The organism is Paraburkholderia tagetis (assembly GCF_022213065.1).
Taxonomy (GTDB): Bacteria; Pseudomonadota; Gammaproteobacteria; order Burkholderiales; family Burkholderiaceae; genus Paraburkholderia; species Paraburkholderia tagetis.
The window spans coordinates 93,085-117,928 of record NZ_JAKLJA010000025.1 but is presented as its reverse complement, the minus strand read 5'-3'; the positions used below and the strand labels follow the sequence as shown (position 1 = coordinate 117,928).

The 24,844-nt window shown below is 63.9% G+C and carries 32 protein-coding genes, 1 tRNA gene and 2 pseudogenes; 21 read left to right on the top strand and 14 right to left on the bottom strand.

The annotated features are described in order from the left end of the window. The 5 genes from L5014_RS25235 to L5014_RS25215 all read left to right on the top strand — a co-directional run. Positions 1-220 (top strand): hypothetical protein (locus L5014_RS25235; protein ID WP_238466535.1); only part of this gene is annotated, 220 nt, incomplete at its 5' end. Positions 221-402: 182 nt separating this feature from the next. Further along, on the top strand, positions 403-1,038 hold the full coding sequence (locus L5014_RS25230) for a hypothetical protein (RefSeq protein ID WP_238466534.1): 636 nt from the start codon (positions 403-405) through the stop codon (positions 1,036-1,038). Continuing rightward, on the top strand, positions 1,035-3,038 hold the full coding sequence (locus L5014_RS25225) for a helix-turn-helix domain-containing protein (protein WP_238466533.1): 2,004 nt from the start codon (positions 1,035-1,037) through the stop codon (positions 3,036-3,038). The genes L5014_RS25230 and L5014_RS25225 overlap by 4 nt, the downstream gene beginning before the upstream one ends. Before the next feature lie 30 nt (positions 3,039-3,068). Beyond that, positions 3,069-4,049: an AAA family ATPase gene (locus L5014_RS25220; RefSeq protein WP_238466532.1), complete on the top strand. Its 981-nt coding sequence runs from the start codon at positions 3,069-3,071 to the stop codon at positions 4,047-4,049. Next, positions 4,000-4,668, top strand: a complete 669-nt coding sequence (locus L5014_RS25215) for a TniQ family protein (RefSeq protein ID WP_238466531.1) — start codon at positions 4,000-4,002, stop codon at positions 4,666-4,668. The genes L5014_RS25220 and L5014_RS25215 overlap by 50 nt, the downstream gene beginning before the upstream one ends. A 74-nt stretch (positions 4,669-4,742) precedes the next feature. Here L5014_RS25215 and L5014_RS25210 read toward each other — a convergent pair whose 3' ends face one another. Beyond that, a complete protein-coding gene (locus tag L5014_RS25210; protein WP_238466530.1) occupies positions 4,743-5,942 on the bottom strand; it encodes a tyrosine-type recombinase/integrase in 1,200 nt (399 codons plus the stop codon). 142 nt (positions 5,943-6,084) lie between these two features. On the opposite strand from L5014_RS25210, the gene L5014_RS25205 reads away from it, so the two are divergent. The 5 genes from L5014_RS25205 to L5014_RS25185 all read left to right on the top strand — a co-directional run bounded on the left by L5014_RS25205 (position 6,085) and on the right by L5014_RS25185 (position 8,695). After that, positions 6,085-7,119 carry a DNA-binding protein gene (locus L5014_RS25205; protein WP_238466529.1) on the top strand — a complete coding sequence of 345 codons (1,035 nt, stop codon included), beginning with the start codon at positions 6,085-6,087 and terminating at the stop codon, positions 7,117-7,119. A gap of 91 nt (positions 7,120-7,210) precedes the next feature. Continuing rightward, positions 7,211-7,447, top strand: a complete 237-nt coding sequence (locus tag L5014_RS25200) for a hypothetical protein (RefSeq protein ID WP_238466528.1) — start codon at positions 7,211-7,213, stop codon at positions 7,445-7,447. A gap of 6 nt (positions 7,448-7,453) precedes the next feature. Further along, positions 7,454-7,720 (top strand): hypothetical protein, encoded by a 267-nt coding sequence (locus L5014_RS25195; RefSeq protein WP_238466527.1) that lies wholly within the window; start codon positions 7,454-7,456, stop codon positions 7,718-7,720. Then, complete coding sequence (locus tag L5014_RS25190) at positions 7,717-8,361, top strand: hypothetical protein (protein WP_238466526.1); 645 nt, start codon at positions 7,717-7,719, stop codon at positions 8,359-8,361. Before L5014_RS25195 ends, L5014_RS25190 begins: the two co-directional genes overlap by 4 nt. Continuing rightward, on the top strand, positions 8,345-8,695 hold the full coding sequence (locus L5014_RS25185; protein ID WP_238466525.1) for a DUF6283 family protein: 351 nt from the start codon (positions 8,345-8,347) through the stop codon (positions 8,693-8,695). The genes L5014_RS25190 and L5014_RS25185 overlap by 17 nt, the downstream gene beginning before the upstream one ends. 77 nt (positions 8,696-8,772) lie before the next feature. On the opposite strand, the gene L5014_RS25180 is transcribed toward L5014_RS25185, so the two are convergent. Further along, positions 8,773-9,228 carry a hypothetical protein gene (locus L5014_RS25180; RefSeq protein ID WP_238466524.1) on the bottom strand — a complete coding sequence of 152 codons (456 nt, stop codon included), beginning with the start codon at positions 9,226-9,228 and terminating at the stop codon, positions 8,773-8,775. Between the two features lie 93 nt (positions 9,229-9,321). On the opposite strand from L5014_RS25180, the gene L5014_RS25175 reads away from it, so the two are divergent. Then, complete coding sequence (locus L5014_RS25175; RefSeq protein WP_238466523.1) at positions 9,322-9,510, top strand: hypothetical protein; 189 nt, start codon at positions 9,322-9,324, stop codon at positions 9,508-9,510. A gap of 367 nt (positions 9,511-9,877) precedes the next feature. On the opposite strand, the pseudogene L5014_RS25170 reads toward L5014_RS25175, so the two are convergent. The 7 genes and pseudogenes from L5014_RS25170 to L5014_RS25140 form a co-directional block, all read right to left on the bottom strand. Further along, positions 9,878-10,087, bottom strand: a pseudogene (locus L5014_RS25170) (integrase); the annotation flags it as partial. A 348-nt stretch (positions 10,088-10,435) separates the two neighbouring features. Next, positions 10,436-11,017: a hypothetical protein gene (locus L5014_RS25165; RefSeq protein ID WP_238466522.1), complete on the bottom strand. Its 582-nt coding sequence runs from the start codon at positions 11,015-11,017 to the stop codon at positions 10,436-10,438. 4 nt (positions 11,018-11,021) lie between these two features. After that, positions 11,022-11,300, bottom strand: coding sequence for a hypothetical protein (locus L5014_RS25160; protein WP_213308969.1), 279 nt, complete (start codon positions 11,298-11,300; stop codon positions 11,022-11,024). A 236-nt stretch (positions 11,301-11,536) separates the two neighbouring features. Further along, on the bottom strand, positions 11,537-11,845 hold the full coding sequence (locus L5014_RS25155) for a hypothetical protein (protein WP_238466521.1): 309 nt from the start codon (positions 11,843-11,845) through the stop codon (positions 11,537-11,539). A gap of 104 nt (positions 11,846-11,949) precedes the next feature. Continuing rightward, positions 11,950-12,231 carry a DUF6566 family protein gene (locus tag L5014_RS25150; RefSeq protein WP_238466520.1) on the bottom strand — a complete coding sequence of 94 codons (282 nt, stop codon included), beginning with the start codon at positions 12,229-12,231 and terminating at the stop codon, positions 11,950-11,952. Positions 12,232-12,311: 80 nt separating this feature from the next. Then, the gene (locus L5014_RS25145) at positions 12,312-12,725 is read right to left on the bottom strand and encodes an Hsp20/alpha crystallin family protein (RefSeq protein ID WP_238466519.1); all 414 of its coding nucleotides are present in this window, start codon (positions 12,723-12,725) and stop codon (positions 12,312-12,314) included. A 36-nt stretch (positions 12,726-12,761) separates the two neighbouring features. Beyond that, a complete protein-coding gene (locus tag L5014_RS25140) occupies positions 12,762-13,202 on the bottom strand; it encodes an Hsp20/alpha crystallin family protein (protein WP_238466518.1) in 441 nt (146 codons plus the stop codon). 197 nt (positions 13,203-13,399) lie between these two features. Between L5014_RS25140 and L5014_RS25135 the strand changes: the two genes are divergently transcribed. The 5 genes from L5014_RS25135 (at position 13,400) to L5014_RS25115 (ending at position 17,068) form a co-directional block, all read left to right on the top strand. Beyond that, positions 13,400-14,038, top strand: coding sequence for a diguanylate cyclase (locus L5014_RS25135; protein ID WP_238466517.1), 639 nt, complete (start codon positions 13,400-13,402; stop codon positions 14,036-14,038). Positions 14,039-14,207: 169 nt separating this feature from the next. Next, entirely contained in the window at positions 14,208-14,525 is a 318-nt protein-coding gene (locus L5014_RS25130; RefSeq protein ID WP_213309297.1) for a co-chaperone GroES, read from the top strand. Between the two features lie 76 nt (positions 14,526-14,601). Beyond that, complete coding sequence (gene groL, locus L5014_RS25125) at positions 14,602-16,224, top strand: chaperonin GroEL (protein WP_238466516.1); 1,623 nt, start codon at positions 14,602-14,604, stop codon at positions 16,222-16,224. 108 nt (positions 16,225-16,332) lie between these two features. Then, positions 16,333-16,587, top strand: coding sequence for a hypothetical protein (locus L5014_RS25120; RefSeq protein ID WP_213309295.1), 255 nt, complete (start codon positions 16,333-16,335; stop codon positions 16,585-16,587). An 85-nt stretch (positions 16,588-16,672) separates the two neighbouring features. Continuing rightward, complete coding sequence (locus L5014_RS25115) at positions 16,673-17,068, top strand: hypothetical protein (RefSeq protein WP_238466515.1); 396 nt, start codon at positions 16,673-16,675, stop codon at positions 17,066-17,068. A gap of 168 nt (positions 17,069-17,236) precedes the next feature. Here L5014_RS25115 and L5014_RS25110 read toward each other — a convergent pair. From L5014_RS25110 to L5014_RS25095, 4 genes are all read right to left on the bottom strand, one after another. Then, positions 17,237-17,309: transfer RNA gene (locus L5014_RS25110), tRNA-Lys, on the bottom strand. A 43-nt stretch (positions 17,310-17,352) separates the two neighbouring features. After that, complete coding sequence (locus L5014_RS25105) at positions 17,353-17,922, bottom strand: Hsp20/alpha crystallin family protein (protein WP_238466514.1); 570 nt, start codon at positions 17,920-17,922, stop codon at positions 17,353-17,355. 370 nt (positions 17,923-18,292) lie between these two features. Continuing rightward, the gene (locus L5014_RS25100; protein WP_213309292.1) at positions 18,293-18,700 is read right to left on the bottom strand and encodes an Hsp20/alpha crystallin family protein; all 408 of its coding nucleotides are present in this window, start codon (positions 18,698-18,700) and stop codon (positions 18,293-18,295) included. Between the two features lie 15 nt (positions 18,701-18,715). After that, on the bottom strand, positions 18,716-19,153 hold the full coding sequence (locus L5014_RS25095) for an Hsp20/alpha crystallin family protein (RefSeq protein WP_213309291.1): 438 nt from the start codon (positions 19,151-19,153) through the stop codon (positions 18,716-18,718). 246 nt (positions 19,154-19,399) lie between these two features. Here L5014_RS25095 and L5014_RS25090 point away from each other — a divergent pair. Next, positions 19,400-19,761: pseudogene (locus L5014_RS25090) on the top strand (hypothetical protein); the annotation flags it as partial. A gap of 327 nt (positions 19,762-20,088) precedes the next feature. On the opposite strand, the gene L5014_RS25085 reads toward L5014_RS25090, so the two are convergent. Continuing rightward, complete coding sequence (locus tag L5014_RS25085; RefSeq protein ID WP_213309290.1) at positions 20,089-21,306, bottom strand: sensor histidine kinase; 1,218 nt, start codon at positions 21,304-21,306, stop codon at positions 20,089-20,091. Between L5014_RS25085 and L5014_RS25080 the strand changes: the two genes are divergently transcribed. The 4 genes from L5014_RS25080 (at position 21,305) to L5014_RS25065 (ending at position 24,617) form a co-directional block, all read left to right on the top strand. Then, complete coding sequence (locus tag L5014_RS25080) at positions 21,305-21,811, top strand: response regulator (protein ID WP_238466513.1); 507 nt, start codon at positions 21,305-21,307, stop codon at positions 21,809-21,811. The two genes, L5014_RS25085 and L5014_RS25080, sit on opposite strands and share 2 nt — an antisense overlap. A gap of 283 nt (positions 21,812-22,094) precedes the next feature. Beyond that, positions 22,095-22,277 carry a hypothetical protein gene (locus tag L5014_RS25075; RefSeq protein WP_213309289.1) on the top strand — a complete coding sequence of 61 codons (183 nt, stop codon included), beginning with the start codon at positions 22,095-22,097 and terminating at the stop codon, positions 22,275-22,277. A 509-nt stretch (positions 22,278-22,786) separates the two neighbouring features. Continuing rightward, positions 22,787-23,314: a hypothetical protein gene (locus tag L5014_RS25070; protein WP_213309349.1), complete on the top strand. Its 528-nt coding sequence runs from the start codon at positions 22,787-22,789 to the stop codon at positions 23,312-23,314. A gap of 109 nt (positions 23,315-23,423) precedes the next feature. Further along, entirely contained in the window at positions 23,424-24,617 is a 1,194-nt protein-coding gene (locus L5014_RS25065) for an RNA polymerase subunit sigma-28 (RefSeq protein WP_238466512.1), read from the top strand. The last annotated feature ends 227 nt before the right edge of the window (positions 24,618-24,844 follow it).

Below are 24,844 nucleotides of genomic sequence, written 5' to 3'. Positions count from 1 at the left end.
TACTGCTCGCTTACGCGTGGAATTCGCGCTCGGGTGTGCGTGGAATTCGCGCTCGGGTCATCGTGGAATCGGTGCTCGGGTCGCCGTGGAATTCGCGCTCGAGTACGCGTGGAATATGCAGTGTGGCTCCGGTTTCGGCAACTTCCGCAGTGCTTCGATCGCGCGGCTGACGGCATCAGCCGTCGCCGCAGAGCGCTCCCGGAAGATCTCCGCCAGGTAAAGGGCGTAGACCGTACTGAATGTGTCACCGCGGCAAACCCACAATGACAAGAGAGCTTGCGATCGAATTGACATTTTTACTTGCGCTCGAAACGAGGTAAAAGTGTCAATTCGCATATGTCCGTATTAAATTCGTCAATCCGCCTCCTACACTTCGAATCCCGTCCGTAAGGTGCTGATCTTATGGAACATTCTCTGCCAATTGCAGAGCCGGTTGCGTTCGCCCGCCCGCGCGGCGCGCATCGGTTCGAAGCGTTCAGCCCCAAGCTCGGGCGCCGGATGACTTTCTATCGCCGCGCGGAGCTTGATCAATGGGTTCTGCTCGAGGCTGATCCGGCCGTCATGACTTTCTGCGAGCGACCCGGCTATGTCGAGATCGACGGAGATCAGCGCCTCGCAGACTTTTGGGTTCGCTACGCAGATCGAGATAAATTAGTTATCCTTGATGACTCCGAGCGCGTTGAAAGCGAATCAACGCCATTACGCAAGCTTGACGCAGACGTTACTCCCCTCCTGCGAATTGCGACGGTCGAGATGGCCGCTGCGCGAATCTGGATCGACAACTGGCAGCGCATGCTGCCATACCTTGTGGCCAACCGGGATCTCGTCCCACTGACGCTGTCGCAAGCGATCGTACGCTTCGTGAAAGAGCCACAAAGGCTGCTCTCCATTGAGCGCGAGTTTTCGACCATGGACCCGGTCCTGATCCGGACGGCCGTGTTTGGCCTGTTGCACAGCGGTCAGGCTGCGGCGCCGGAACTTCACACGCAACCGCTGTCGCTGATCACGTCATTTGTGGCGGTGGGGACGGCATCATGAGTCGCCGCAAGCCGGAGCTTCAGGCGATCGACGTGAGCATGTGGCCCACAGTGGCTTATACAGAGCTCGACGAAGCCGGTCGGCGCACATTTGAAATGCGCCAGCAGGCCGTGGTGCGCTATGCGGCCGGAGAGTCGGTGAAGGCTATTGAAGAGGCGACTGGCGTAAATCGCCGGCAACTTTATCGATGGCTTGAGCGGGCGATGTTGCCGCATCCGGACGGCCGGCCGCTCGGGTTTCGTGCGCTCCTGCGTTACGCGCGCATCGCAGAGTACGTGCGGACGCAGGACGTGCAGATAAGCGGTGGCGGGTACGGCGGCGCGGCGGGTGCCTTGTCGCAACTTCTTGAGCGATACCCCGCGTTGGCGGGCTGGCTGCTACAGCAGGTGAAGCAACGCAAGGTGCTGCTCGAGCAGATCCATACGAACGGCCGACTGCGGACCCGGTTGCGTGGCTTGCAGGCGCTGCACGACAATTTCCTCCGCCGATGCCGCGCGGCGGGACTCACGGCCGCGGACTATCCGTTCAATACGGCGGGACACGCGATCCGCTCGCTGTCGCGCCTGCTAAAGGCGGAGATATTGCGCTCCTTCGGCACCGCTGCCCGTTCGGCGGGCGCATCGCACCTCAAGGGCTTGCCGCGCCAGCACGACGAAGCGGGTGCGCCTGTGGCGAGGCGCCCGTACCATGTGGTGGAGTTTGATGGCCACCGGCTCGATATCCGGCTCAAGGTGGTCGTGCGCGATCCGCTTGGATTCGAACACGCATTCGAAATGGAACGGGTGTGGCTGCTCGTGATCATCGATGTGTGTACGCGCGCCGTGCTCGGCTATCACATCGTGATGGCGAGGGAATACAACCGCTACGATGTGATCAAGACCATCGAGAAGGCACTTGAGCCGCATGGCGCGCGCGCTTTTACGATTGCAGGACTCGCATACGGCCCGCACGAAGGCTTTCCCTCGCAACGGCTGCCAGAACTGGCGTACGCGACGTGGGAGTGGATTCGACTCGACAATGCGAAGGCCAATCTCGCGAAAGAGACTTTGACGGCGCTGTGCGAATTCGTTGGCTGCCTCGCCGACGCCGGACCAAAATACAGCCCGGACGAACGGCCGTATATTGAGCGCTTCTTCGGCACCATCTCAAGCCTGCTGTCTTCGCGCCTGCCCGGCTACACCGGCTCGCATCCGCGCGACTTGCGGCGGTCGCTGGCCGACCCGAAAGGTGACCTGCGTCTGTATGTGTCGATTGATGAGCTCGAGGAGCTGGTCGAGTATGCGATCGCGAGCTACAACGGCACGCCGCACAGCGGCCTGAACAATGCGACGCCGCTCGAAGCCATCGAGTATTTTGTACGTGGCAGGCAGACCATGGTCACATGGCTCGCCGAACACCATCGCCGGACGTTGTGCCTGATGCAGTCTGCGCGGCATTGCCGCGTGCGCGCCTATCTCGACCAGGGTGTGCGTCCGCACATCAACCTGCACGGCGTGCGCTACACCAGTCACGTACTGGCGAACAGCGCTCATCTGATCGGCCAGAATCTGCTGATCTACCTGAACGCAGATGATCTGCGCTGCGTGCGGGCGTTCATGGCCGACGGTACCGAATTGGGCGTGCTTGATGCACAGGGCGCGTGGCGGGTAGTGCCGCACAACCTCAAGCTGCGACAGGAAATCCGCAGGCAGAGGGGCCAGCGGCGCAGCCGTGATTTGTCCGACGTCAATCCGGTCGAGGCCTACGTTCAGGACAAGCTCGCCCGGGCCAGGAAAAACCGCCGGGCGGCGACGGAGCTTGCCCATGCCACGCGATTGCTCGCTTCGGCGCCGACCGTGCGCACTCCCGTGGGGCCGAAGGTACCAGGGCCGACGGTCACGGCATTGCCGCCAGATGCGACCTTGCCGGTCGCCTCCCCGACGTCGGGTGTCGCCGACGCGGTGCCGCGCACGCCTGTGCGTCCGAAAAAGCTGGTGATTGGTACCGGGCAGGTGTTTTAACCGGTGTGTTATTCCCTTGAGAGGTGTGTCATGTCCCCAGAGATACCGCGTCCAATCGATCCGTCGCTGCATCCACTCGTCGCCGGCAATTACCGTATCGCGACGCCGGCGATCGAAGCATTCTACGAACTCGTGGTGCGTTGTCTGCGCTACCGTATCATGGGTGCGCTCATCTACGGCCCGCCTCGCATTGGCAAAACCCGCGCGATCGAGTACGTGCGGTTGTGGATGGCGCGCAACCACCCAAGGATGACGAGCTACCACGCACAGTGCGAGCACAAGCCAAGGCACGCGGAAGGTCCATTCTTCGCCAACCTGCTTGAAGCGGTGGGAGACCCCGACCCGAATGCCGGTTCGAATCCGTCGAAGCGCATGCGCCTGTCCCTGAGGATTCGCGAGGCGGCCGCCCGGGCCGGCAGCGGCACGGTGCTGCTCTTTTGCGACGAGGCGCAGCGCTACAACGAGAACGAATACGAGTGGCTACGTGACGTGCATGATGCGCTGGACCGGCAGCAGATCAGGCTGTTCACGTTTCTCGTCGGTCAGCAGGAACTGCTTGCGCAGAAGACCGCGCTGCAGATCGCGGGCAAGACGCAGATCGTGGCACGCCTGATGGTTGAGGAACTGGCGTTTTACGGCATTCGCAATGCCGAGGATGTCGCCACCTGCCTGAATGGCTATGACCAGACGACCTATCCGGAGGGCAGCGACTGGAGCTTTACGCGCTTCTATCTTCCTCGTTCCTTCGACGCCGGGTACCGGCTCGTCAGCGATGCCGACACGCTCTGGAATGCGTTCGAAAACGCACATCACAAGGCCAACCTGCCGGGACGACTGGTCATCCCGATGGAGTCGTTCGCACGTGCTGTCGAAATTGTGCTGAAGGATGGCGAACTCAAGGACGCTCCCGGGTTTTGCCCGGAATCAGCGTTGTGGTCATTCGCTGTTTTGCAGTGCGGCTATGTTCAGTCCCGTCATGCAACCGGACGCGTGCTCGTTGCCGCAGCGTAGCGGTACCTCGCTGCGGTCGCCGGGCTTACCGATCCTAACGCTCGACGAACGCAGGCTGACGCCGGCTCTCGGATATGTATTCAACTGCAACTGGCTCGATCCACTTGAGTCGCTTGTCTCGATCCTGTGGAAATTCGAGAGGGCAAATGCGTTGCCGGGGCACGTGGTCGCGCGTCTGATGGGGGCGGACGTCGACCCTTATGAGGGCGTCGTGCCGCAAGCGGGAAACGTCGATCTCCGGCGCCTGCGCAACACGCTGGCCGTGCCGCTGAAAACGCTACGCGCGTCGCTGTTGCTGTCGACCCAGCGCAAACGCCATAGCAGCGCGTTCCGCTACTGCCGGCGTTGCATGGCGCGTGGCTACCACAGCGTCCTGCATCAGATGCTCGGTGTGAGCATTTGTCCCGCGCATCGCGTGGTACTGCAGACGACCTGCGACGGTTGCGGCTACGAAGCGCCGTACCTCGCAGGCGTCCTGCTGCTGGAGACGCCGTATCGCTGCGTCTGGTGCCATGCCTTCTATGGAGGCCGTGGATGGTCACCAAACCTGCATCAACCGATGAACTCCGCGCATCGCAAGGCGATTACGCGACTGCATTTCGACCGCTTTCCCGGGTAGTGGCGTATCGCGACCACAACTTTGCACATGGGCGGGGAAGAAGAGCTGCAGGCCGATCCAGTGTCGCGAGGCAGTCAGTTCCAGCCAAGCCGGTGACGCGTCTGCGTCGCTTCGTGCCGCGCATCGTCCTCGGCATGCAGGTAGACGCTGGTGGTTGCAAGCGACGCGTGTCCGAGGTTGTCGCGTACGAACCGCAGGTCGACCTGCTGATCGGTCATGTGCGATCCCGCTGTATGGCGGAGCCAGTGTGCCGATGCCCGGGCGAGCTGATCGGCCTGGGCGTGCCACTCGGCGCCGCGCGCGCGTAGCCGGTCTGCTGCCAGAGCGAAGACCTCCTTGACGATCTGGTGGATCGAGCCGCGTGAGAGGGGCTTCTCGTGGCCGATGAGTGGCAGCAGCAGCGGGCGACGTTCGCCCTGGTATGGGGATGGCGCGAGGCCGTGTGCACGCCGGTAACGGGCGAGCTCGGCGATCAGCTCGTCCGTGGCCGGCACCAGTCGCGTCCTGTTGCCCTTGCCATGCACCTCGATCCACCAGCGCTCGACACCTGCGCTATCGCGGCGGCAGAAGACGGCGCCCATCGGCGTGCTGGCGATCTCCGTCGCGCGCAGGCCGGTCAGATACAGCACGGTGAACAACCACCGGCATCGCGCCGCATGCAACTGCTCGCGCTCCGTGCCCGCGGGCAGCGACTCGATCGTCGTTTTAACCACTTCCCACCACGCATGGGTCAGATAGCGCGTCACGGCCGGCTTCCTGGCGACGCCGCGTCGACGCGCGAGCGACAGCGGGTTGCCGGCGAGGTAGCCGGCATCAACGAGCCACGCAAACATCGCGTTGAGGATTGTCAGCGCATGGCGCACGCTTGCCGGCGACAGCGCGCCAGCAAACGGCCGCCAGTCCCGTGAGGCGCGACCAGGCTTCTTGCGGGTCGTCATGACCCAGCGCCAGGCGGGCTGTGGGTCGGCCAGGAAGCGCTGGTAGACGAGCAGGTCCTCGTGCGTCAGCGACGACAGGGCCTTGCCGTGCTGGATTACCGTCCACAGCAGCAGCCGCTCGGCCTCCTTGCGATAGGCAGTGACGGTCCCGGGTACATCGGCGTAGCGCGCGAGCCATGCCGTGATCGCAGCCAGGTCGTCGTTGGCGCTGATGTGACGGATCGCGGTGCGCGCGCGGTTGGTGCCAGTGGCGCCGGACAGGTCGGGCGGAATGTGCAGCAGCTCGACGGGCCGGGCGGGACAATCGGGCGCAATGACGGCAACGGGGTGGGTCATGGGTGTGACGCGTTTTCAGGGGCAGTGTGCAGTATAGTCCAGACAGAAGCGTACTTATGTCTAAAGTAAATCCAGATTCTCAGAATAATTAGCGTGTTACGTTGTATTATTTGATCATTCCCAGGCCAGCAATCCCTCGCCCATGACGTCCGACGCCACTTCCGCCCCCGACGAGCAGACCCTCCAAGCCGACATCGCCGCGCTGCGCAGCCGCTGTGCCGACACACGCGAGCTGTACCGCGAGGTCTGCGCGCTCCTGTTTTTCCGGTATGGCGTGACGCCGACCGCCAACAGGCTCTACAGCCTCGTGCGCAAGGGCAGCATGGGCACGCCGGCCGACGTGCTCAACCGCTTCTGGCAGGATCTGCGCGAGCGCACCCGCGTGAAGATCGATCATCCGGACCTGCCCGATGCCGTCAGGCAGGTTGCCGCCGAAGCCGTCCTCACCATCTGGCATTCGGCCTCGGAGGCGTCCTCTGCCGAACTGGCGGCCCTGCGCGCCGAAGCGCGCCATCAGGCAAACGAGGCCGAGGTCGCGCGGGATCACGCTGTGGCCGAAGCGTCGGCGGCGTGGCAGGCAGTCGAGTCCACCCGGACTGAACTCGAGGCGGTTCGTGCCCAGCTTGCGGCAAGCGGCGTCGCGCTGGCTGCCGAGCATCAGGCTCACGCCGCAACGCAGGCGCGTCTGGAGGAAGTGCGTCGTCAGCTGGACGAGGCGTCGAGCCAGTTTGCCCTCGTCAAAGCCGAGCTCGGCAAGGAAGTCGAGCGGGAGAGGGCGCGGGCTGACGCCGCTGACGCGCGCGCCGAGGCGCACGAGAAACGCGCGCTGCGCGAAATTGACCAGGAGCGCACGGCGCGGCAGAAAGCCGAGCAGCAGCTCGAGCGACTCCAGACGCTGTTGACGGCGGCGAAGAGCGAGCTCAAGGACGCCGCCGTCCAGCACGCAGGCGCGCTCTCCTCGCTGCGCACGGAGCTGGAGCTCGCTATAGAACGCATAGGTGCCACCGTCAATCGGCAGCAGGCCGCGGAGAACGAACTGGCCGCGGCCCGGGCAAGCCTGCAGGATGTGATGCGGCGGGCCGAGCGCGCCGAAGCTGAAGTGGAGATCAGTCGTCGACTTGTCGACGGGCTGAAAAGAACACCGGTCGCCCGCGGAGCGCCGCGCGCCAGGGGATGACCGCCCCTGTGTACTGGATCGGAAGTTACCCCGCCAGGCACGCGGCGGCGGTCAGGATAAGATACGGAAGCGACGAAATCCGGAGAGATCAATGGCTTTGCGTGACGGAGCGTATATGGCGCGCTGCAAGGAGCGAAGCCCCTTGTCAGCCGCGATCAATGGCCACGGTCGCGTCTTTCCACAGGCGCGATGCACCGTGGTGAAGGGGCAGGCGATTTTTGATCGCGATGGAAGAGAGCTCTGGCGATGCGATGCCGCATATGCGGAAGTGCATTTCGAGCTTGAGAGGATTGAAGCTTCGCGAGGTTCGACAGGCGAGGGCGCCTGAAAAGCGATGACACTATCTTTCGATGTGGTCAAGACGGTCTACCGGCAGGCGATCGATCCCCGGGCAAGTGACCGCGAACCGTCAGTCTGGTGGGACGCCGTCGCGCTAGAGATGCGTGAGGTCGTGTTGGCCGGCACTGACCGGGAGGCAGCGGCGGTCATCGAGTGGTGGCACAACGACTGGGCATCGGTTTCCGATACGCCAGTGGCGGCGGCGCGGCGGATCCGTCATACAGCCCGCCAGATGATGAGCCGCGTCCGGGAGCGGACATGATGCGAACACATATGCCGTCGGACTATCAGATCGATTCCCCGCAAACCCGGGAAAGGGTGATGCATTTCTTTAGTGAAATTGGAATTCGCGCCCGGTACGAAGGCGGTGCGAACGGCTTTTCCAGAGGCTGCCGTCTTGATCGGGGAGCACTCGCTGTCGATCCCGCATGCCGTATCTCGACGATGCTCCATGAGGCGGGGCACCTGGCGATTACACCACGCTGCTTCCGGTCACTGATGGACGGAAACCTTTACGCCGGCCAGCGCGAAATGCTGAGGATGGTCGAGGACGCCGACCTGCACCCGGACGAACCCCTCTATCGGGCTGTGATTCAATGTTCAGATCCGGAGGCCACTGCGTGGGCGTGGGCTGCAGGCGTCGAGCTTGCGTTGCCCGGCGAAGAAATCATTCGTGACGACGAATACGGCGGCGACGGTGAGGCGATCCGGCTGGCCTTGCAGATGCGTGCGTACATCGGTGTGCACGGGCTCGCGCACGCCGGATTTTGTGCGATTCGTGAGCGTAACGGCAAAGCCGCCTGGCCATGCCTGAATTTCTGGACGCAGGAAGTTGGCTACCCGGCGCCGGGCGAGGCCACTGTTTTGACGAAGGAGGATTGGCAACTTGAAGACGCCAGGTAAGCCTTGCGCATCGTGTCCCTGGCGCCGCGCAGCGGCGGCGGGGGATATCCCAAATTTCAGCCTTGAACTGGCCGAAAAGCTGGCCGCCACTTGCCCTGATCATCGCGGCATGGGACCTGACTTCGGTGCCAGCATGTTTGCGTGTCACCAGTCGCGGGAGGGAGAGGAATTCGCCTGCGCGGGCTGGCTGGCAAAGGTTGGTCATTGCCATCCGGCAGTGCGTTTTGCGGTAGCGTCTGGCCGCCTCGATCCTGCCGTACTGGCGCCCGACGATGACTGGCCCGAGCTGCATGACAGCTATGTGGAAGTGCTGGACAAGCTTCGCGCCTCCTGAGAGCTGCGATGCCAACGACGACGAAGCCTCCACGGCACGGCCATCAAGCAACTTCTCACAAGCTGCTGGATGGACAATCAACGCATGGGGAGATCGTCCCCGGGAATACGGGGGGAGCGCCAGTCGAAGGCGATGGACTGGAGGCCAATGCGGGTATCCAACCAGTGTTCGCGAGGGAAATAGCGCGCTTCCTGCGCTGGCTCAAGGTTTTTGAGGGCGTATCCCGAACACGCCCCATGGGGATGTCGCGATGGTACAGAGGGAACGTGCTCGCCGCGTACTGTAGAAGTGGCACGCCCGGAGCTCGTCTGCGAGGAGGCAAAGCACTTTGCCTCGCTAATATTGAAGTGAGCCCGGAGTACCGCGGCAAGGGCTTCTTTACGTTGCTGATAGAGGCCATAAGCAGCGAATTTGAGTTGCGTTTCGATCGCATCGAGATCCAGGAGGTACAGAATGATCGATTCGCTATTTGGCTGGAGCGCAACGGATTTCAACAAAACGGACGAGCAGGAGCGCTCGATGGTGTTGCTCACACGTTCAGTCGTCCATAAGGTACCAAAACGATGAGTCTTACATCTCTACAGGCCGAACACGTAGCGAAGGTCTACCCGGAGTGTCGTGCCGAAATGACTGGCTACCTTGAAGGTTCTGCTCAAGTGGTCATTTACCGGCAAGACGAATGCGGTGACGATGTGCCGCCCTATGCGATTCGCGTGGAAGGAACCGACTTCTGGATTGATTGTTGCGCAACACCTGAGGATGCGAGGAAGCGGGCGGAAATGCTCGGGCTCATGGTTCTAAAGGCACTGGGCTAGTCCTGGATGTCGGATTTGTGCGAGAGCGTTTCCAGCGCGGTTGTGAGACGTGCATGGAGTCGATCGAGTACCGCCCGCGCGTGTTCCTGGCGATGCGCGCAGCGCTCGTCGGGTGGCTTGTCCCGGATCGCTTCAACATCCAATAGCAAAGAGTCCGCGTTGCGCTGCCCTGCGGCCCGGAAAGGAGCGCTTATCCGCACCACTGCGGCCGGATCGCCTTGGTGACCGTTCGCGCAGATTCTCAGGTGACACTTTCAGTTCGCAGGCGCCACGCTACGGATTCCATTGAGGATCTTGTTGATTTCGCGGCGACGGGTGTGGTTGTTGACACATTTACCGTCGAAGTTGTGACACTTTTAGTACGGTCTACGTCGGCGCGGTGCCGGCTCGTCGCGAACGCGACCAGGATGCGCTGGATGCGGCCGAGCACGCCACGCGCAGACGTCCCCGGTGCCCGGCGGTCGCCGAGATAGTGCGCGACAGCCGTACGGGCATCGAGCCCGGTGTGCCACGCCCGCAATGCGGCCAGCTCGGCGTCGTCGGGAAAGGCGACGGATTCAGTCTCACGCGTTTTCATGCTTGCCAGTTTAGGCTAAATTCGCATATGGACTGATAATATTCCTTATCGGTCCATCTCCGTTCGAAGCCATGATTGCGCTGTCCCTTGGCGTCCGTTCCCGCTAGCCCGCAGGCGAAGGAGTTCGCGTCGCTCCAGGGGGCGAACAAGGAAGGCGCTTTATGCGCTGCGGCGCATAAGCGCTTTCCTCAGTAGCCTCGCGGACGCGCGGCGACACAATGCCGCTCCAGCGGCATTTCAATGCGAAGCGGGTACGCTCGGTGCAGCCGAGCGAGGCTCGGGAAAACTGACCGCTACGATGTGAGGCGACGTTCCCGGCGCGGGATGTTTGCCGGCATGACCAATCGGCTAGTCGCGCTGGAGTGAGCGACTTGGCTGGCGAGGCACGTCGCGACCGACTGGCAGGCCAATCGCCGAAAGAAGGCATCGGGCCTGGGCGAAACCGCTCTCGGGATAGCGCTCGAAAATTCGGTTGAACGCTTCGACGAGCGGACGGGCACGCTCCGGCACGGGCGCGTCGGGCCCCAGCATCAAGGCAGTCTGTCCAAACTTGACAGGTCCAGCCTTTATCAGGGCGCGCAGCCCGGCATTCGCGCTGCCGCGCCCGAACAGCTCGACGCCATATGCACGAATCATGGCGCGCACGATCGCTTCGGCAGCAGGCGTGAGCGGCGGCATGGCCTCGACCAGGCGCAGGTGCGGTGAGCGCACATCCGGCGCGGTGAAACGTCCGATATCGTCGATGTCGGCTTCCAGACGCTGCACCGGCAGATCAGCGCTGAAGAGCAGGAGCCGGATGCGTTCATAAAGCGCGTCCTTGTCGGGATCGATGACTGCGATGTCTGTCATTCTCTTTTCCTCGAGGTGGCTTGAGCCCAATTGGTTCCGGAGGCACAGCGAACTGGAACCGGATCGACCATCAAATCGCACGTGTTCACTTCGCGCCCGGACGGCAGTTGCTGACTGGGAGCCCGGTCCGTCGGACATACCGGTCCGAAACGACTGAGCGTTGCTGGATCCATGCGACGGCGAGCTCCAGCGCTTCATCGCGCGCCTCCTGGGGGGTGGCGAACTCCCGGTCCACACCGAGCGTGCGCGTTTCGTCGGCCCGGTCGGTGACGATGGCCACAGCTGCGTAACGGCCCTTCCCGGTGGCGGTGACCACGGGCCGGACCTCGCAGCCGTGATACTCGATGACTTTGTCCGTTTTCATATCACCCCTCCGGCAGGGCGCTCCCACCCAAAGCGCAAGCGCCCGCAACGACGCTGTTTCCCTGTCAGTTCAACATGGCATTCCACATGGCACCGCAGGCCTGGGCTCCCGTCGGTGCGACCGGGCGCGACCACGACGACTCGTGTCGCCCCGAGCTTGCCCGGGGGGCCCCGGCAACCTCGCGACCGCGCCTCACGGCGAGGACGACAAGCCTGGCGTTGCGATCACGCAGCCATTCAGCCTGCGCGTCCCGGCACCACAATATCCGTCGTGCGGCCAGCCAGCACGGAGGGCGTTTCCGGCCCTTTCCCACCGTCGTTGCCGGCGGTCTTCCGGCTTCGACGCGGTGCGTCGCCCGGGTGGAGCGCGTCGAGGAACGTTCTGCCCTTCCCGGTCAGGTATGCGCGGCGAACGCCCTCGGCGCAATGTTCCAGCATGACCAGCTGGCGCTCGAGCAGCGCGTCGAGCTCGGCGCGATTCATGTCGAGCTGGTCCGGCGCCTGACGGACCAGCATCAGGGTCGCAAATTCGTGTGGACTGAGCATTTTCTTCTCCCGTAAAACAGATCCCGCAAGCAGGGGCCTCCTGCTGAAAAATGACACGTAGTGCAAGCCAGACAAGGGCCGCGCTACCATGCAGCGCGGCGCTGTCACGCGAGGAAGCGCGCCGGCGAACCCGTGTCGTTGAGACAGCCCGCGTTGATCGCGCGTATCGCATACTCGACCGTCTCCCGGTGCGCCTCGTCCACGCTTGCCCAATGCTGGGCGTAGCGTGGCAGGTGCCAGTCCGCGACCGTCTGCTCCGCGCGCCGGATGCGCACGACGGCCACGTACGTATCCCGGTCGGCAGGAGGCAGCGCGCAGTGCCGGACCGGAAACGCGCTGGTCTCGATCAGGAAGCCCTTCCAGCTTTGGCTGCGTACGTTGTCCATAAATTCCTCCGCGTGGCGGGTCATGCGGCGCGGGCCGTGCGGGCCACTCCGCATGACCGGACTTGTGCCTGGGCATACGCCTAACCAACGCTCACCTGAATGCGCCGCGGCTTTGCCTCCTCACGACGAGGAATGGTGAGCTTCAAGACGCCATCGCGCAGCTGTGCGTCGATGCGCGAGACGTCGAAATCGGGGCTGAGCGTGAAGGCGCGCCAGAAGTGCGGGTGGCGCACCTCGCCATGCTGCAGGCGCAGCCCGGATGGGGTCGGGATCACCGCCTCAGCCTCGATGTTCAGGCTGCCGTCCTGCACCCGCACTTCGAGCTTTTCGCGCGGCACACCCGGCAGGTCCGCGTACAGCGTGATGCCGTGGCTGTCCTCGAAGACGTCCACCGCAGGTGCGATCCGGGTGAGCTGCTTCGCCGGTTGCGCCCCCTCGCGCGCGGCAACGCCGGTGTGCGACTCACGGGTAGCCAGTTCAGTGCTGTCGTTCATGATGTCCTCCGTAACGCTCATGTCGGGTCGAGGGGCTTACTGGACGGCGATGGCGCGTGGCTTCGACGCCTCGGAACGTCCGACGCTCACCGTCAGACAACCGTTCACGTAGCGCGCACTGACCTTGTCGGGATCCGCGTGCTGCGGCAGCTCGATCACGCGCCGGAACGCACCCATGAAGCGTTCCCTGGCGTAGACGCGCGTCTCATCGTCCGCTGCAGGTCCGGGCGGCTTGCGTTCGCCGCTGATGGTGAGCAGTCCCTTGTCGATCGAAACGTCGATTGCTGCCGGATCGAGTCCTGGCGCGAACGCGACGATCTCGACGCTGTCGTCGGTGCTGCCGATGTTGACAGGAGGAAAGGTTTCGCTGCGCATCGCGCGCAGGCTTGCGGGAAAGCCCGCGAAGACGCTGGCCATCTGCCGTTGCAGGCGGTCGAATTCGCCCAGCAGATCGGTGCTGAAGAAAAGATCGCTCATGACTGGCTCCTTGAAACCGGGGCCTCTCACGAAGAACGAACCGGACCACGCGCTCCAGTCCGCCTGCCGGTGGGAGATCCCTCTGACAAACAAATCGAAACACGCAGCGCTTGATCGCGACTGCCTGAGCGATGAATAAAATAGCGCAAGGAACGGAAATTTCAAGAGGCCCTGCAACATGTCAACCGGGAGGCTTCATGGACCTTTTCGACAGGCTTCAGGAACAGATCGACACCGTGCGCCTGCCGCTCTTTGCCGTCACCGTCACGGCGGCGGCGCAGGTGAATACGCCGCTCATCGCAATACTCCACTGGCACGGATTCCGGCGCGCGACGCCGCTTGTCCTGCCCGGCGTGGAGATCCCGCCACGACCGGTTCCGGGATCGGCGGTCCAGCTCGATGCACCGTGGCACAGCTTCGAGACCGTGGACGCCATGCTTCTGGATGCGGCCTGGCAATCCGGTGCGTGGGATGTCGAGCGCGTCGAGCAGCGCGGCTGCAACGTGATCGGCGCCAGCGCTGCCGAGACGCTCGCCTGCCGGCAAGCGTTCGGCGACTATGGAAAGGACATGGCCCGCGACCCGCTACTTCTCGATGACAAGACCGATCGCGACGGGCTGATGCAGCTTGCCGCGCGCAGGGGCTATGTGCGCTGGCTGTTCCGCCCCGTCAAGGGCGGCCTGTGGCGCACGCCCAATGAGCCGGACGATACCCTTGACGTCGACGGCGGACGCCAGCCGCCCTGTCCCGTTTCACCCCAGCCCCGCCGACCGGATGGGCGCGGCCGCACGGTTTATCGCCTTGGCGCGGTCCATCGCATCCTGCTGTCGCGCTGAAACAATTTGTTACATATGCCGAATTGTACGCCCCCTTGAAGCGCCCGATGGGCGCCTCTATTTCGCTTTCCGCCAGACATTGGCTCGGCTGCACGGAGGCGCATCACGCACCCCGGACCCGCAGCCGGATTCCCTTATTGGTGATCCTTTAATCGCTCAGGAGATGGAAATGCAGGTTCGTCCCCTCTACGACCGGGTTATCGTCAAGCGGATCGCAACGCAGCGGACGACGGCCTCGGGCATCGTGATTCCCGATTCAGCGGCAGAAAAACCCGAACAGGGCGAAGTCGTCGCAGTCGGCAGTGGCCGGCTGTTGCAGGATGGAACGCTGCGCGCGCTCCAGCTGAAAGTCGGTGACCAGGTTCTCTTTGGCAAATACGCCGGCCAGACCGTCAAGGTCGATGGCGAGGAACTCCTCGTCATGCGTGAGGAAGACGTCATGGGCGTCCTCGAGGTCGACGCGGGCGCCGCCCGCAAGGCCGCCTGAAATCCCGTTATGGTCGCGGACACCCGGCCGGTCGTTCGCGACGCGTTGAGTCAACGACTTTACCCGGAGCAGGAACATGAGTGCAAAAGACGTCAAATTCCATGACGGCGCACGTGCCCGTATCGTCAAGGGCGTGAACGTGCTCGCCGATGCCGTGAAGGTCACGCTCGGGCCGAAAGGCCGCAACGTGCTGATCGAGCGCAGCTTCGGCGCGCCGACCATCACGAAGGATGGCGTGTCGGTCGCCAGGGAAATCGAGCTGAAGGACCGCTTCGAGAACATGGGTGCGCAGGTGGTCAAGCAGGTCGCCTCGAAGACCGCCGATGTCGCCGGCGACGGCACGACGACGGCAACGGTGCTCGCGCAGGCTATCGTGCAGGAAGGCATGAAGCACGTCGCCGCGGGCATGAACCCGATGGATCTGAAGCGCGGCATCGACAAGGCCGTGGCTGCCGTGCTTGATGAACTGCGCGCACTCTCGAAGCCGATTTCCACCAACCGCGAAATCGCCCAGGTCGGCTCGATCTCGGCAAATTCTGACGAGGCGATCGGCAGGATCATTGCCGACGCCATGGAGCGGGTCGGCAAGGAAGGCGTGATCACGGTCGAGGACGGCAAGTCGCTCGAGAACGAACTCGACGTGGTCGAGGGCATGCAGTTCGACCGCGGCTACGTGAGCCCCTACTTCATCAACGATCCGGACAAGCAGGCGGCGTATCTCGACGATGCCCTGATCCTGCTGCACGACAAAAAAATCTCGGCCATCCGCGACCTGCTGCCGGTGCTCGAGGCGACGTCCAAGGCCGGCAAGCCGCTGCTGATTGTCGCGGAAGATATCGACGGTGAGGCACTGGCCACGCTCGTCGTCAACGCGATGCGCGGCATCCTGAAGGTGGCGGCCGTCAAGGCGCCCGGCTTCGGCGACCGGCGCAAAGCCATGCTGGACGACATCGCCATCCTGACTGGCGCGACGGTCATCTCGGAAGAGACCGGCAAGCAGTTGCAGAAGGCGACGCTGGACGATCTCGGACGTGCGAAGCGCGTCGAGGTGCGCAAGGACGACACGATCATCATCGACGGCGCGGGCGACGAGGCGCGCATCGAGGCGCGCGTGAAGGCCATCCGGGCGCAGATCGAGGAAACGACGAGCGACTATGATCGCGAAAAGTTGCAGGAGCGCGTGGCGAAGCTCGCAGGCGGTGTGGCCGTCATCAAGGTAGGCGCGGCAACCGAAGTCGAAATGAAGGAGAAAAAGGACCGCGTGGATGACGCGCTGCACGCGACGCGCGCGGCGGTCGAGGAAGGCATTGTGCCAGGTGGTGGCGTGGCGCTTCTGCGCGCGCGCCCGGCGGTCACAAGCCTGAAGGGCGCCAACAGTGATCAGGACGCGGGCGTCCAGATCGTGCTGCGCGCGCTCGAGGCGCCGCTGCGCGTGATCGCCGCCAACGCGGGGGATGAGCCTTCGGTAGTTATCGCGAAGGTGCTCGAAGGCAGGGGCAACTTCGGCTACAACGCGGCCACCGGCGAGTACGGCGATCTTGTCGAGGCGGGTGTGGTCGATCCGACCAAGGTCACACGCACGGCGCTGCAGAACGCGGCGTCGATTGCCGGGCTGATCCTGACGACGGACGCGACGGTCGCCGAGGCGCCGAAGGACGAGAAGCCGGCGCAGACCTCCGCACCGGAGTTTGACTACTGATCCGGCAGCGTTTCCTGCATGCGCGGGCCAACAGTCGCGGCCGGTGCAACCCGTTCGGCGCTGCACGCTGTCTCCGTCATGCGGCGCCGCCTTTTACCGGAGACCGACATGAAACTTGAACTTCGCATTGACTCAAGGCCGCTCGACATCGAGATCGACGACGTGGTGGCGGGACTGCTGGCTGTCCGGCTTGATCTGCCCGCAGGCGCAGACAATCAGGACGCCCTCGCGCGCTATCTCAGCGAGAAGGGTGCGCCCTGGACTCTCGACGAGCAACACATGCGCAGGCGCATCCTGCGCAGGCTCATTCTGGATATCGCTGACCCGGCACTCGTGATTCGCCATCTCATGGCTGACGAGTGAACTGGGCTGGTCAGTCCCGGTCGGGAAGTTACGGCACGACCAGGTTTTCCATTCGTATAGTTGTCCTTCGGAATCTGACATCACGATGCCCAGCGATCCTCGCTCGCCTGTCAGCCCATCAGGCAGGCTTCCTGCTGGTGTGCTCGGCAGGGACTACCTCAAGTTTTTACAGCTCTCGGTGGATGATGAGTTCCCTGTTGAGGAGTCACTCGACGATGTAGCGCTGGAGGACGCTTTGGCCGCCATCCGCTGCGGTTCAATGCGCGCGGTGCGGCCGGCCATGAAGATTTTCTTTGACGGCTGCCAGTTCTGGATTGCCAGTCACTTTCACCGCTATGAGGCGGCCCGCCGTCTCGGTGCCCGTCATCAGGAATTCTGGTGTGAGATTCAACCTGGCCCGAAGGACCACGCCGTGCGATATGCGTCGAGAATCCCCGGCATCCTGCGTTTCCGTCGAGATCCTTCCACCCCGGCTGGCTAATCGCTGTCTGTAGCCTGGTCGAACCTGGCGCCGTCCTTGCCCCGAGGCGGGCGCTTTTAATGTCCCAGATGCCGGGGGGCTGTTTTGCTGCCTGCGCCTGGTCGACGGCAGCAGTCAAGCGGAGCCGCGAGCCACGTGTGCCGGGTGGCGTCGGATGCCCGGTTCATGTGGGCCGTACTGGATTCGAACCAGTGACCAACGGATTAAAAGTCCGCTGCTCTACCCGCTGAGCTAACGGCCCATTCCTCTTTTTCGCCCGCCGCCTGGCGCTTTGCATGCTCGCCCTAACCGATATCGATTGTGCGACTCGTGGATGGCGCCGGCTCCGTTTTCGGCACGGTCAACGTGAGTACGCCGTTATCGAACTTTGCGAGGGCGCGACCGGGATCGGCGTATTCCGGCATCGGGATCGTGCGCACGAAGCGTCCGTGGGCACGCTCCAGCCGGTAGCAGCCGTTTTCCTCACTGCGCACATCCTGCTTTTTCTCACCGCGCAGCACGATCGCGCCGTCCTCGACGCTCACCTTCACGTCTTCGCGCTCCAACCCGGGCAGTTCTGCGGTCACGCGCAGCACCGGTCCCTCATCGACGACGTCGATGCGCGGCTGGAAGCGCGATGAACTGAAGTCGCCGAACCATCGTTCGAGCGCGCCACGACCTGCAAACGGGTCGTGAAAAAACTCCTCCACGGCGCGCCATGGTTCTCGTGAGAACAATCGCGCAATGTCGGGCAGGGAGGCGCGCCATGGTTCGTTTTCGTTCGCCGGCGGGCTCTCCGGGCTGTCCGCATCGGACTTGCGCACAGCGCCGCGAAGGAACTTGAAGGGATTCCACTTTTTCGGATCGGGGTTCATCGTTTCCTCCTCTGGTATCTGGCAGGAGAACCGTATTCCGGTCATGGCGCCCGCGCCGCCGCTTTTCCGCCGTCGACGTTTTCAGACTGGGGCTCGGCAGCGGTGGCCGCGGCCACCCTGCGCTGCGCGGCCGCCTGTTCCCTTTCCAGTCCGCCTGACGGCGCAAGACAGCGCGTCGCGCTGCGTTTGTGCAGCGCCCAGCCACCGCCGTGCAAGTCGGTGCCGGTGCCAGACGGCCATCGCACTTAATCCCGGCCACGGACATCGCTGTCGGGAACGGCGGGCTCACCCGGGCCTGCGCTGTCGGAGGGTGGCAGCCAGGCAGCCGCCACCCGGTGTGCTTCCTGCCGTTGCTGCCCGCGCGCCGACGTCAGCCCGTACGCACTTCGATCCGCCGCGGGCGCGCCTCGTCGCGGCGTGGGATCGTGAGCTTCAGTACGCCGTCCTTCAGACTCGCCTCGATCTTCGACGTATCGAAGTCCGGGGAGAGCGTGAACGTGCGCGCAAAGCGCGGCTCACGAACCTCGGCATGCTGCAGCCGCAGATTTGCCGGTGTCGGCACAACCGCCTCGGCCTCGATGGCGAGATTGCCGTCATGGACCCGCACATCGAGCTTGTCCCGGGTGACCCCGGGCAGGTCGGCCCACAACGTGACGCCCTGGCTGTCCTCGTAGATATCGACGGCGGGAGTAATCGTCATCCGCCGCGCGGACGGCGCACTTTCGCTGCGCGTGACCGCCGACGGGTCGCGCTTGCTCAGTTCGGTGGTATCACTCATTTTCGGCTCCCCGGACTACTGGACGGTGATTGCACGAGGCTTCGAGGATTCGCGCTTGCCGATAGCGATCGACAGGCAACCATTCTCGTAGCGCGCCTGAACCTTGTCGGGCTCTGCGTTCTCCGGCAGCTCGATGACCCGCCGGAACGCGCCAGTGAAGCGCTCCTGCGCATAAACCCGTGTGTCCTCGCTGGTATCCGGTTGTGCCGGCTTGCGCTCACCGCTGATGGTCAGCAGCCCCTTGTCGATCGATACGTCGAGTTCCGTCGCACTGATGCCCGGGGCAAACGCGACGATCTCGATCGAGTCGTCGGTGGCGCCAATATTGACGGGCGGGAACGTGCCGAAGCGGCTCGCCCGGAGACTGGAGGGGAAAGTACCGAAGAGGTTCGCCATCTGCTGCTGCAGCCGGTCGAACTCGCTGAAGAGGTCAGTTCCAAAGAGATCGCTCATGACGCTGTTCTCCTCAAGGGATGCATGGAGGCGAACGGGCCCACGCGCTCCAGTTCGCCTGCCATCTGGCAAAACAAATCGAAACACGCAGCGCACGGGACGTCGGGACCCGCGCGTCTGCCTGGGCGAATCCTAAGATAGGTACTCTGGCGAGGATTTCAAGGAGCAAAAGCAGCGTTGCGCCCCTGGAAAATTTTTGCCGGTTCCTGGCATCGCAGCGGAACAGCACCGCGACCGGAGGACAACGTGGAATTCGATACCGACTGGCTGACCCTGGGCCGGCACCGCGTGCGGCTGCGCTCGACCAGGGGATTCCGACGCAAGCAATGCGCACGGCGGTCGAAGTCATCCGCATTGCGATCGACCACAACATGAGTGTCCGTGCCTGGCTGGTCGAGGTGATCGGCCGGCAGGAAAAGAGCGATGACGTCCTGATCGGAACCACCTTGACCGAGGACAAGGTTTGTGCGCCGCAACTTGAAGCCGCGATTGCCGTCGTGCTGGGCGTCCTGCCGGACCAGATCGACCCGACGGTCACGACGGTGGCGCAGACCGGGGTGGAGCTTCACTTTGGTGTGTACGAGCGGATGCTCGCCGGGAAACCGGGAAACCGGGAAACTGGGCGCGGTGCTGCCGATCCAGTGATCCGGGCAGCGAACGGTATGGTCGGGCCGGCTGCCGGAGTGTGCCTCCAGCGTGACCGGAACATGACCCTCGGGGAAGGAATTCCGCTACCCGCCACGCGCAATGAACAGCGCCAACGATCCGACACCCTGCGGAGGCCGGCAACGTGCAGCAAAGTCGGGATCGCATGTAAAGGTCTCAAGCATGCTTCGCGCCGGAGCCGACTGGCCGACAGGTCGACAGCGTGTGCGGTGCCACCCGGCGGCCCACAGGACCTGGTCATCGGGCCGCCGCCTGCCCTGGGCGCGGCGTCAGCCTTGCGGCTTCAAGTCGACTGGAAAGCGGATTTCGAAGGTCGTGCCTTGCCCCTCGCGGGACTCGAAGTGGATCTCGCCCTCGAGTGCGCGGCACAGCTCCCGGACAATCGCCAGACCCAGACCGGCGCCCGGGATGTCGTTGCCGGCGACCCGCTCGAACTCCCTGAACACACGCTCCGTGTCTGACGGCGCAATGCCGACACCGGTATCGGCCACGCGCATGAACCACCGGCTGTCACCGCACCTCGCGATGACCAGTTCGACTTCCCCCTCCCGGGTATATTTCGTTGCATTCGACAGCAGGTTCAGCGCAACCTGCTTGAGCCTGATGCGGCTCGACTGCACGCGGACCAGTCCGGCATCAAGAGAGGCAGACAGACGCAGGCCCTTCGCTTCGATCGCTGGCCGGGCGCTCGTGACCAGTTCGTCAAACAGCATGGGCAGATCAACCGGCTCGACGCCGATCGGGCTGCGGTCGCCGACGACAACCGAGTATTCCACCATTTCGTCGACCAGCTGCTTCATGTCCTGCGCCTGCCGGGTCGCGAGCGCGAGTCCCGCCTCGGCTCTGGATGGAACGCGCGCAATCAGTTGCAGGTCGATCGAAAAGGCGTTCAGAAAGTTGCGCAGGTCGTGCACGAGGCTGCGCGTGATCTGCATGCGCGAGCGGTGCAGTTCACTGACCTCGCGTTGCTGCTCCCGCAGCTCCCGGTTGGCGCGCTCCAGCTGGGTTGTGTATTGCGCAATGGTGCGGTCACGCTCGCCGATGACCTCGCGGATCGATGTCAGGGTGACAAAACTGAGCGCCTCGTCAATCAGGCGCCGGGCACGGGATTCGTGGTCGCGGTTGAACGCGCCGTCGGACTCCGCAAAGGCCCGGACGGCGTCGGCCAGTTCCTGCCGGAACAGCTCCAGTTCACGCACGAGTTCATCAATGCGGTAACCCTGCTGCCAGCGCACCTTCCCGTGTTCCCTCGCATTGCGTTCAATGGCCCGTTCGGCCGGTTGGAGATCCTGCTCTTCGAGCGCGAGGCAGATGCCGCTCAGGATGGCGGGCAGGTGATCGGCCAGCTGCCCCCAGGTCAGCCGGTCCGCCTCGACGAGGTCGGCATCGGCAGCAACGGCCTGCATCCATCTCTGCGTCAGGCGCGCCTGTTCCCGACGGAGAAATCCGGCAAGGGCGTGCAGATTGCCCATTTGAGAATCGGTCATGATCCGCCCACAATGTGTGACATCGTTGTGCAAGACGTGCATGCGAAGAGCCATTATCGTTCCCTCGCACCGCCTGCGGGCCAGCATTGATCCAGACGGTGATCGGGAACGCTATTTGCTTCGCGTGGCGGAAACAAGTCTACCGACTCGCAAAATGCCTTCTATCCTGCTTGTCGACGATCAGCCTGAGCTGCTCGATGCGTACCGCCTCATGCTCACCGCCGAAGGGTATGCGGTACGCTGTGCACACAACGGCGTGGAGGCGCTCGACCACGCCCTGCGCCAGCCGCCAGATTTGATCATAACGGACTGGATGATGCCGCTGATGGGTGGCGGTGAACTGTGCCGCCAGATCCGGGCGCATCCGGCGCTGGCACACATCCCGATCCTTGTTCATACGGCGATGCCGCCGTCTTCGCCGGGGCCGGCGCAGTGGGACGACCTCATCAAGCCAGTCCCGGCGGCGCTGCTGCTCGCCACCGTGAAAAGGTGGTGTCCGCCTTGAAGCACGGCCGGATATCCTGACGCGATCCGGTCCGCACAGGCAACGCCGGTTTTCCGCCCCCCGGATAACCGGGTGCCGGCGCGCGCCAGGCCGGGTTGGCGGGATCCGTCGCACCACCTTGAAAATTTTCATCAGTGAAACTAACTTATATCCAGCTCAGGCAGTGTGCCCGGTGATCGACCGGCCGCACACTGCGTGTTTCGATTTGTTTGCCCCGCAGCACGGCAGGCGAACTGGAGCGCGCAAGCCCGTTCTCGTCCTTGCTGCGTCGAAGGAGAAGACGATGAGCTGCCTTCATCTCCGCTCGGCTTCGACTACGTTGTTCGAGCGCCTCCACCGTACGATCGTCGTCCTGTCCGGCGTTTTCCGGCCGGTCGCGGAGCGTGCGCGGCGCACGCTGTCAGACCGCATCGCCGCCGTGCGGCAGACGTTTCGCCAGCTCAAGTCGCACCTGCGCCGCCGTTAGCAGCGCGGTTGCCCTGCGGGCACGGTTCGCGACGACGGTATGCTGTCGATCGTGCCGTACGCCGGCTGCGGTTGCGTGAAGCGATGAGCGCCTCGATCGGAGCGGCTTTCGCAGGAGCACCGCGCGGACGGTGCGATACCGGTGCACGCGCGAGGGGGGGAGCGATCCAATGGATCCGGTAAGAGTCGAGATGCGCAACGGCCTGGAGATCCGGATGCACACCCTGGGCGTGAGGGACGTGCGCACGGCGGCATGCCCGGAGCTAACCGCGGTGAACGGATACCTTGTATTTGTGCAGGTTGTGAGGGATGGCGAGGTTTTCGTGAACTGGCACCTGCCATGGCTCTGCCGGCGCTGGCCGAGTCGCGAGGAGGCGGAATCGGAAGCCCTGGAGTACGCCGTGCGGCTTGTGGACCGTCGGCCGTTTCGCGGACCGCGGCCGGATGTCACGGAGGCGGTCTGGCGGTGGCGCCGGTGAGGAAAGCCTCGCAGATCCCGAGGAGGTCATGATGGAACTTCACATGCATTCGCATCATTTCGTTCGCCGCATGCCTGAGTGGCCCGCAGCAGTCATCGGCGGATGCGTGGCGGGCGCCGTTTTCCTGGTGATCGAACTCTTTGCCATGCGGGTGATGGGGCAAAGCGTATGGGCATCGCTGCGCATGATCGCGGCCATCCTGATGGGCCGCGACGTGCTCGCACAACCCGCTACGTTTGCGACGGGCGTCATGCTGGTGGCGCTGGTCACGCACTTCGTGCTGTCGAGCCTCTTCGCGGTCATTCTGGCGGTGATCATGGCGCCGTTCAGCCTGGATTCCAGTGTCGGGATGGCCTCGCTGGTGGGTGCCGTATTCGGCGTGCTGCTGTACGTGATCAACTTTTATGGCATGACCCAATGGTTCCCGTGGTTTGCCGACGCCCGAGGCTGGGTGAGTTTCCTCAATCACATCGTGTTCGGGCTGGTGGCGGCCGACACCTACCTGAGCCTGGAGAGAAAGGGATCGGACGCCAGTGGCACGGGGGGCACGAGTGAATGAGACGGTCGCGCGGCGCATCGTCCGGCACGGCGTTGCGCGGCGAGGACGCGGGCGGCAATGCGCGGCTTCGCTGCCGGAGTGCCCGACTCGTCAGGGAGGCTCGCACCGCATGACGTTGCGCCCGGTCCCGATGGGCCCAGCGTCGCTCGCCATCGAGGCGCGCCCGGACATGCACAGGTTTGAGATGAAAACGTCGATCAGTTACCGCAATGTTGCGATGCTTTCCCGCCCGGAGCAGGAAGACCTGATTGGCCGGCTCACGGAACGGCGCCTGAAGCCGCATCTGTCGCATTTCCCGACCGGACTGGTCCGGCTGCATGCGACAGTGGAAAGAAGCCGGCATCGCAGTGTCTACCGCGTCCGGCTCCGGTTGGTGTTGCCGGGGGGAACACTCGCCTGCGGGAACGATTCGCCGGAGCCCGGGCCGGCGATCGAACGCTCCATGACCGAACTGGAGCGGCAACTGGAAAGACACGTCGCACATCTGCGTCACGAAGATGCCTGGCGCCGCAAGGAACGGCGCGCCGGGTTGCGGCAGCTCAAGGCCGCACTGGCAGAGCAGACGGACGCCGGATCCGCGCTGTTCGGCGAGTGCGTGCGTCCGCTGCTCGCAGCGCTCCAGCGCTTTGTACAGCGGGAAATCGCGTATCTCCAGGCACGAGGCGATCTCGCCGCAGGCGACCCGACGGTCGACGACATCGTCGACGAGGCCCTGGCCCGTGCCTGCGAGCGACAGGCACAGCGCCCGCGCCGGCTCGAACCGTTGCAATGGCTCTATCAGATCGCGCTTGAACGGCTTGCCGACGAAGTGGCGCATCGACAGAGCGAGGAAGGCCGGTGCATTTCACTCGAAGGCAGGCTACCCGTCCAGCTGCACGAGCCACACGACGACGACGACGAGCTTCTGTTCGAGTACTGGCAGCCCGACGAAGTCCTGCGCCTCGAGGACGTGGTGCCGGCAACGGACGGCTCGCCGGAGGATGCGGTCATGACCCGGGAGCTTCGCGAGCTGGTGGCAACGCTGCTCGCGGAGCTGCCGGAACCCTGGCGACGCGCCGTCACGCTCTGCCGCCTCGAAGCGCAGCCTGCGGATGCCGCAGCGCGGGTTCTGGGCATTACGGAGCCGGAACTTGAAGACCGGCTTGCGCATGCCGACGCGTTCCTCAGGGCCAGACTCGCTGACCTGAGACTGACACCCGGGCCGTCGGTCGAGCCGGCGGGTTACATCGTGCCGGGGACGCTGCCGCTGGCGTCCGGGCTTTCCAGGGATTTTGACGAGGCGACACGACGCGATGTCCCATAAACACGCAGGCGCGGCCAGATCATGGTTGATCGCGGGAAGACCGCAATTTCCTGCGTGACGACGGAGGCCGACGATGGAACCCACCACGAGATCGACGCGAGATCGCGCGGATGACATCGACAACATGCTCGACGAAGCGCTCCAGGAAACGTCTCCCGCGAGCGATCCCGTCGCCTGCACGCGGACGCCTTCGATCCGGCCTGCGGAGCCACTGCGCCGCGCTGGAC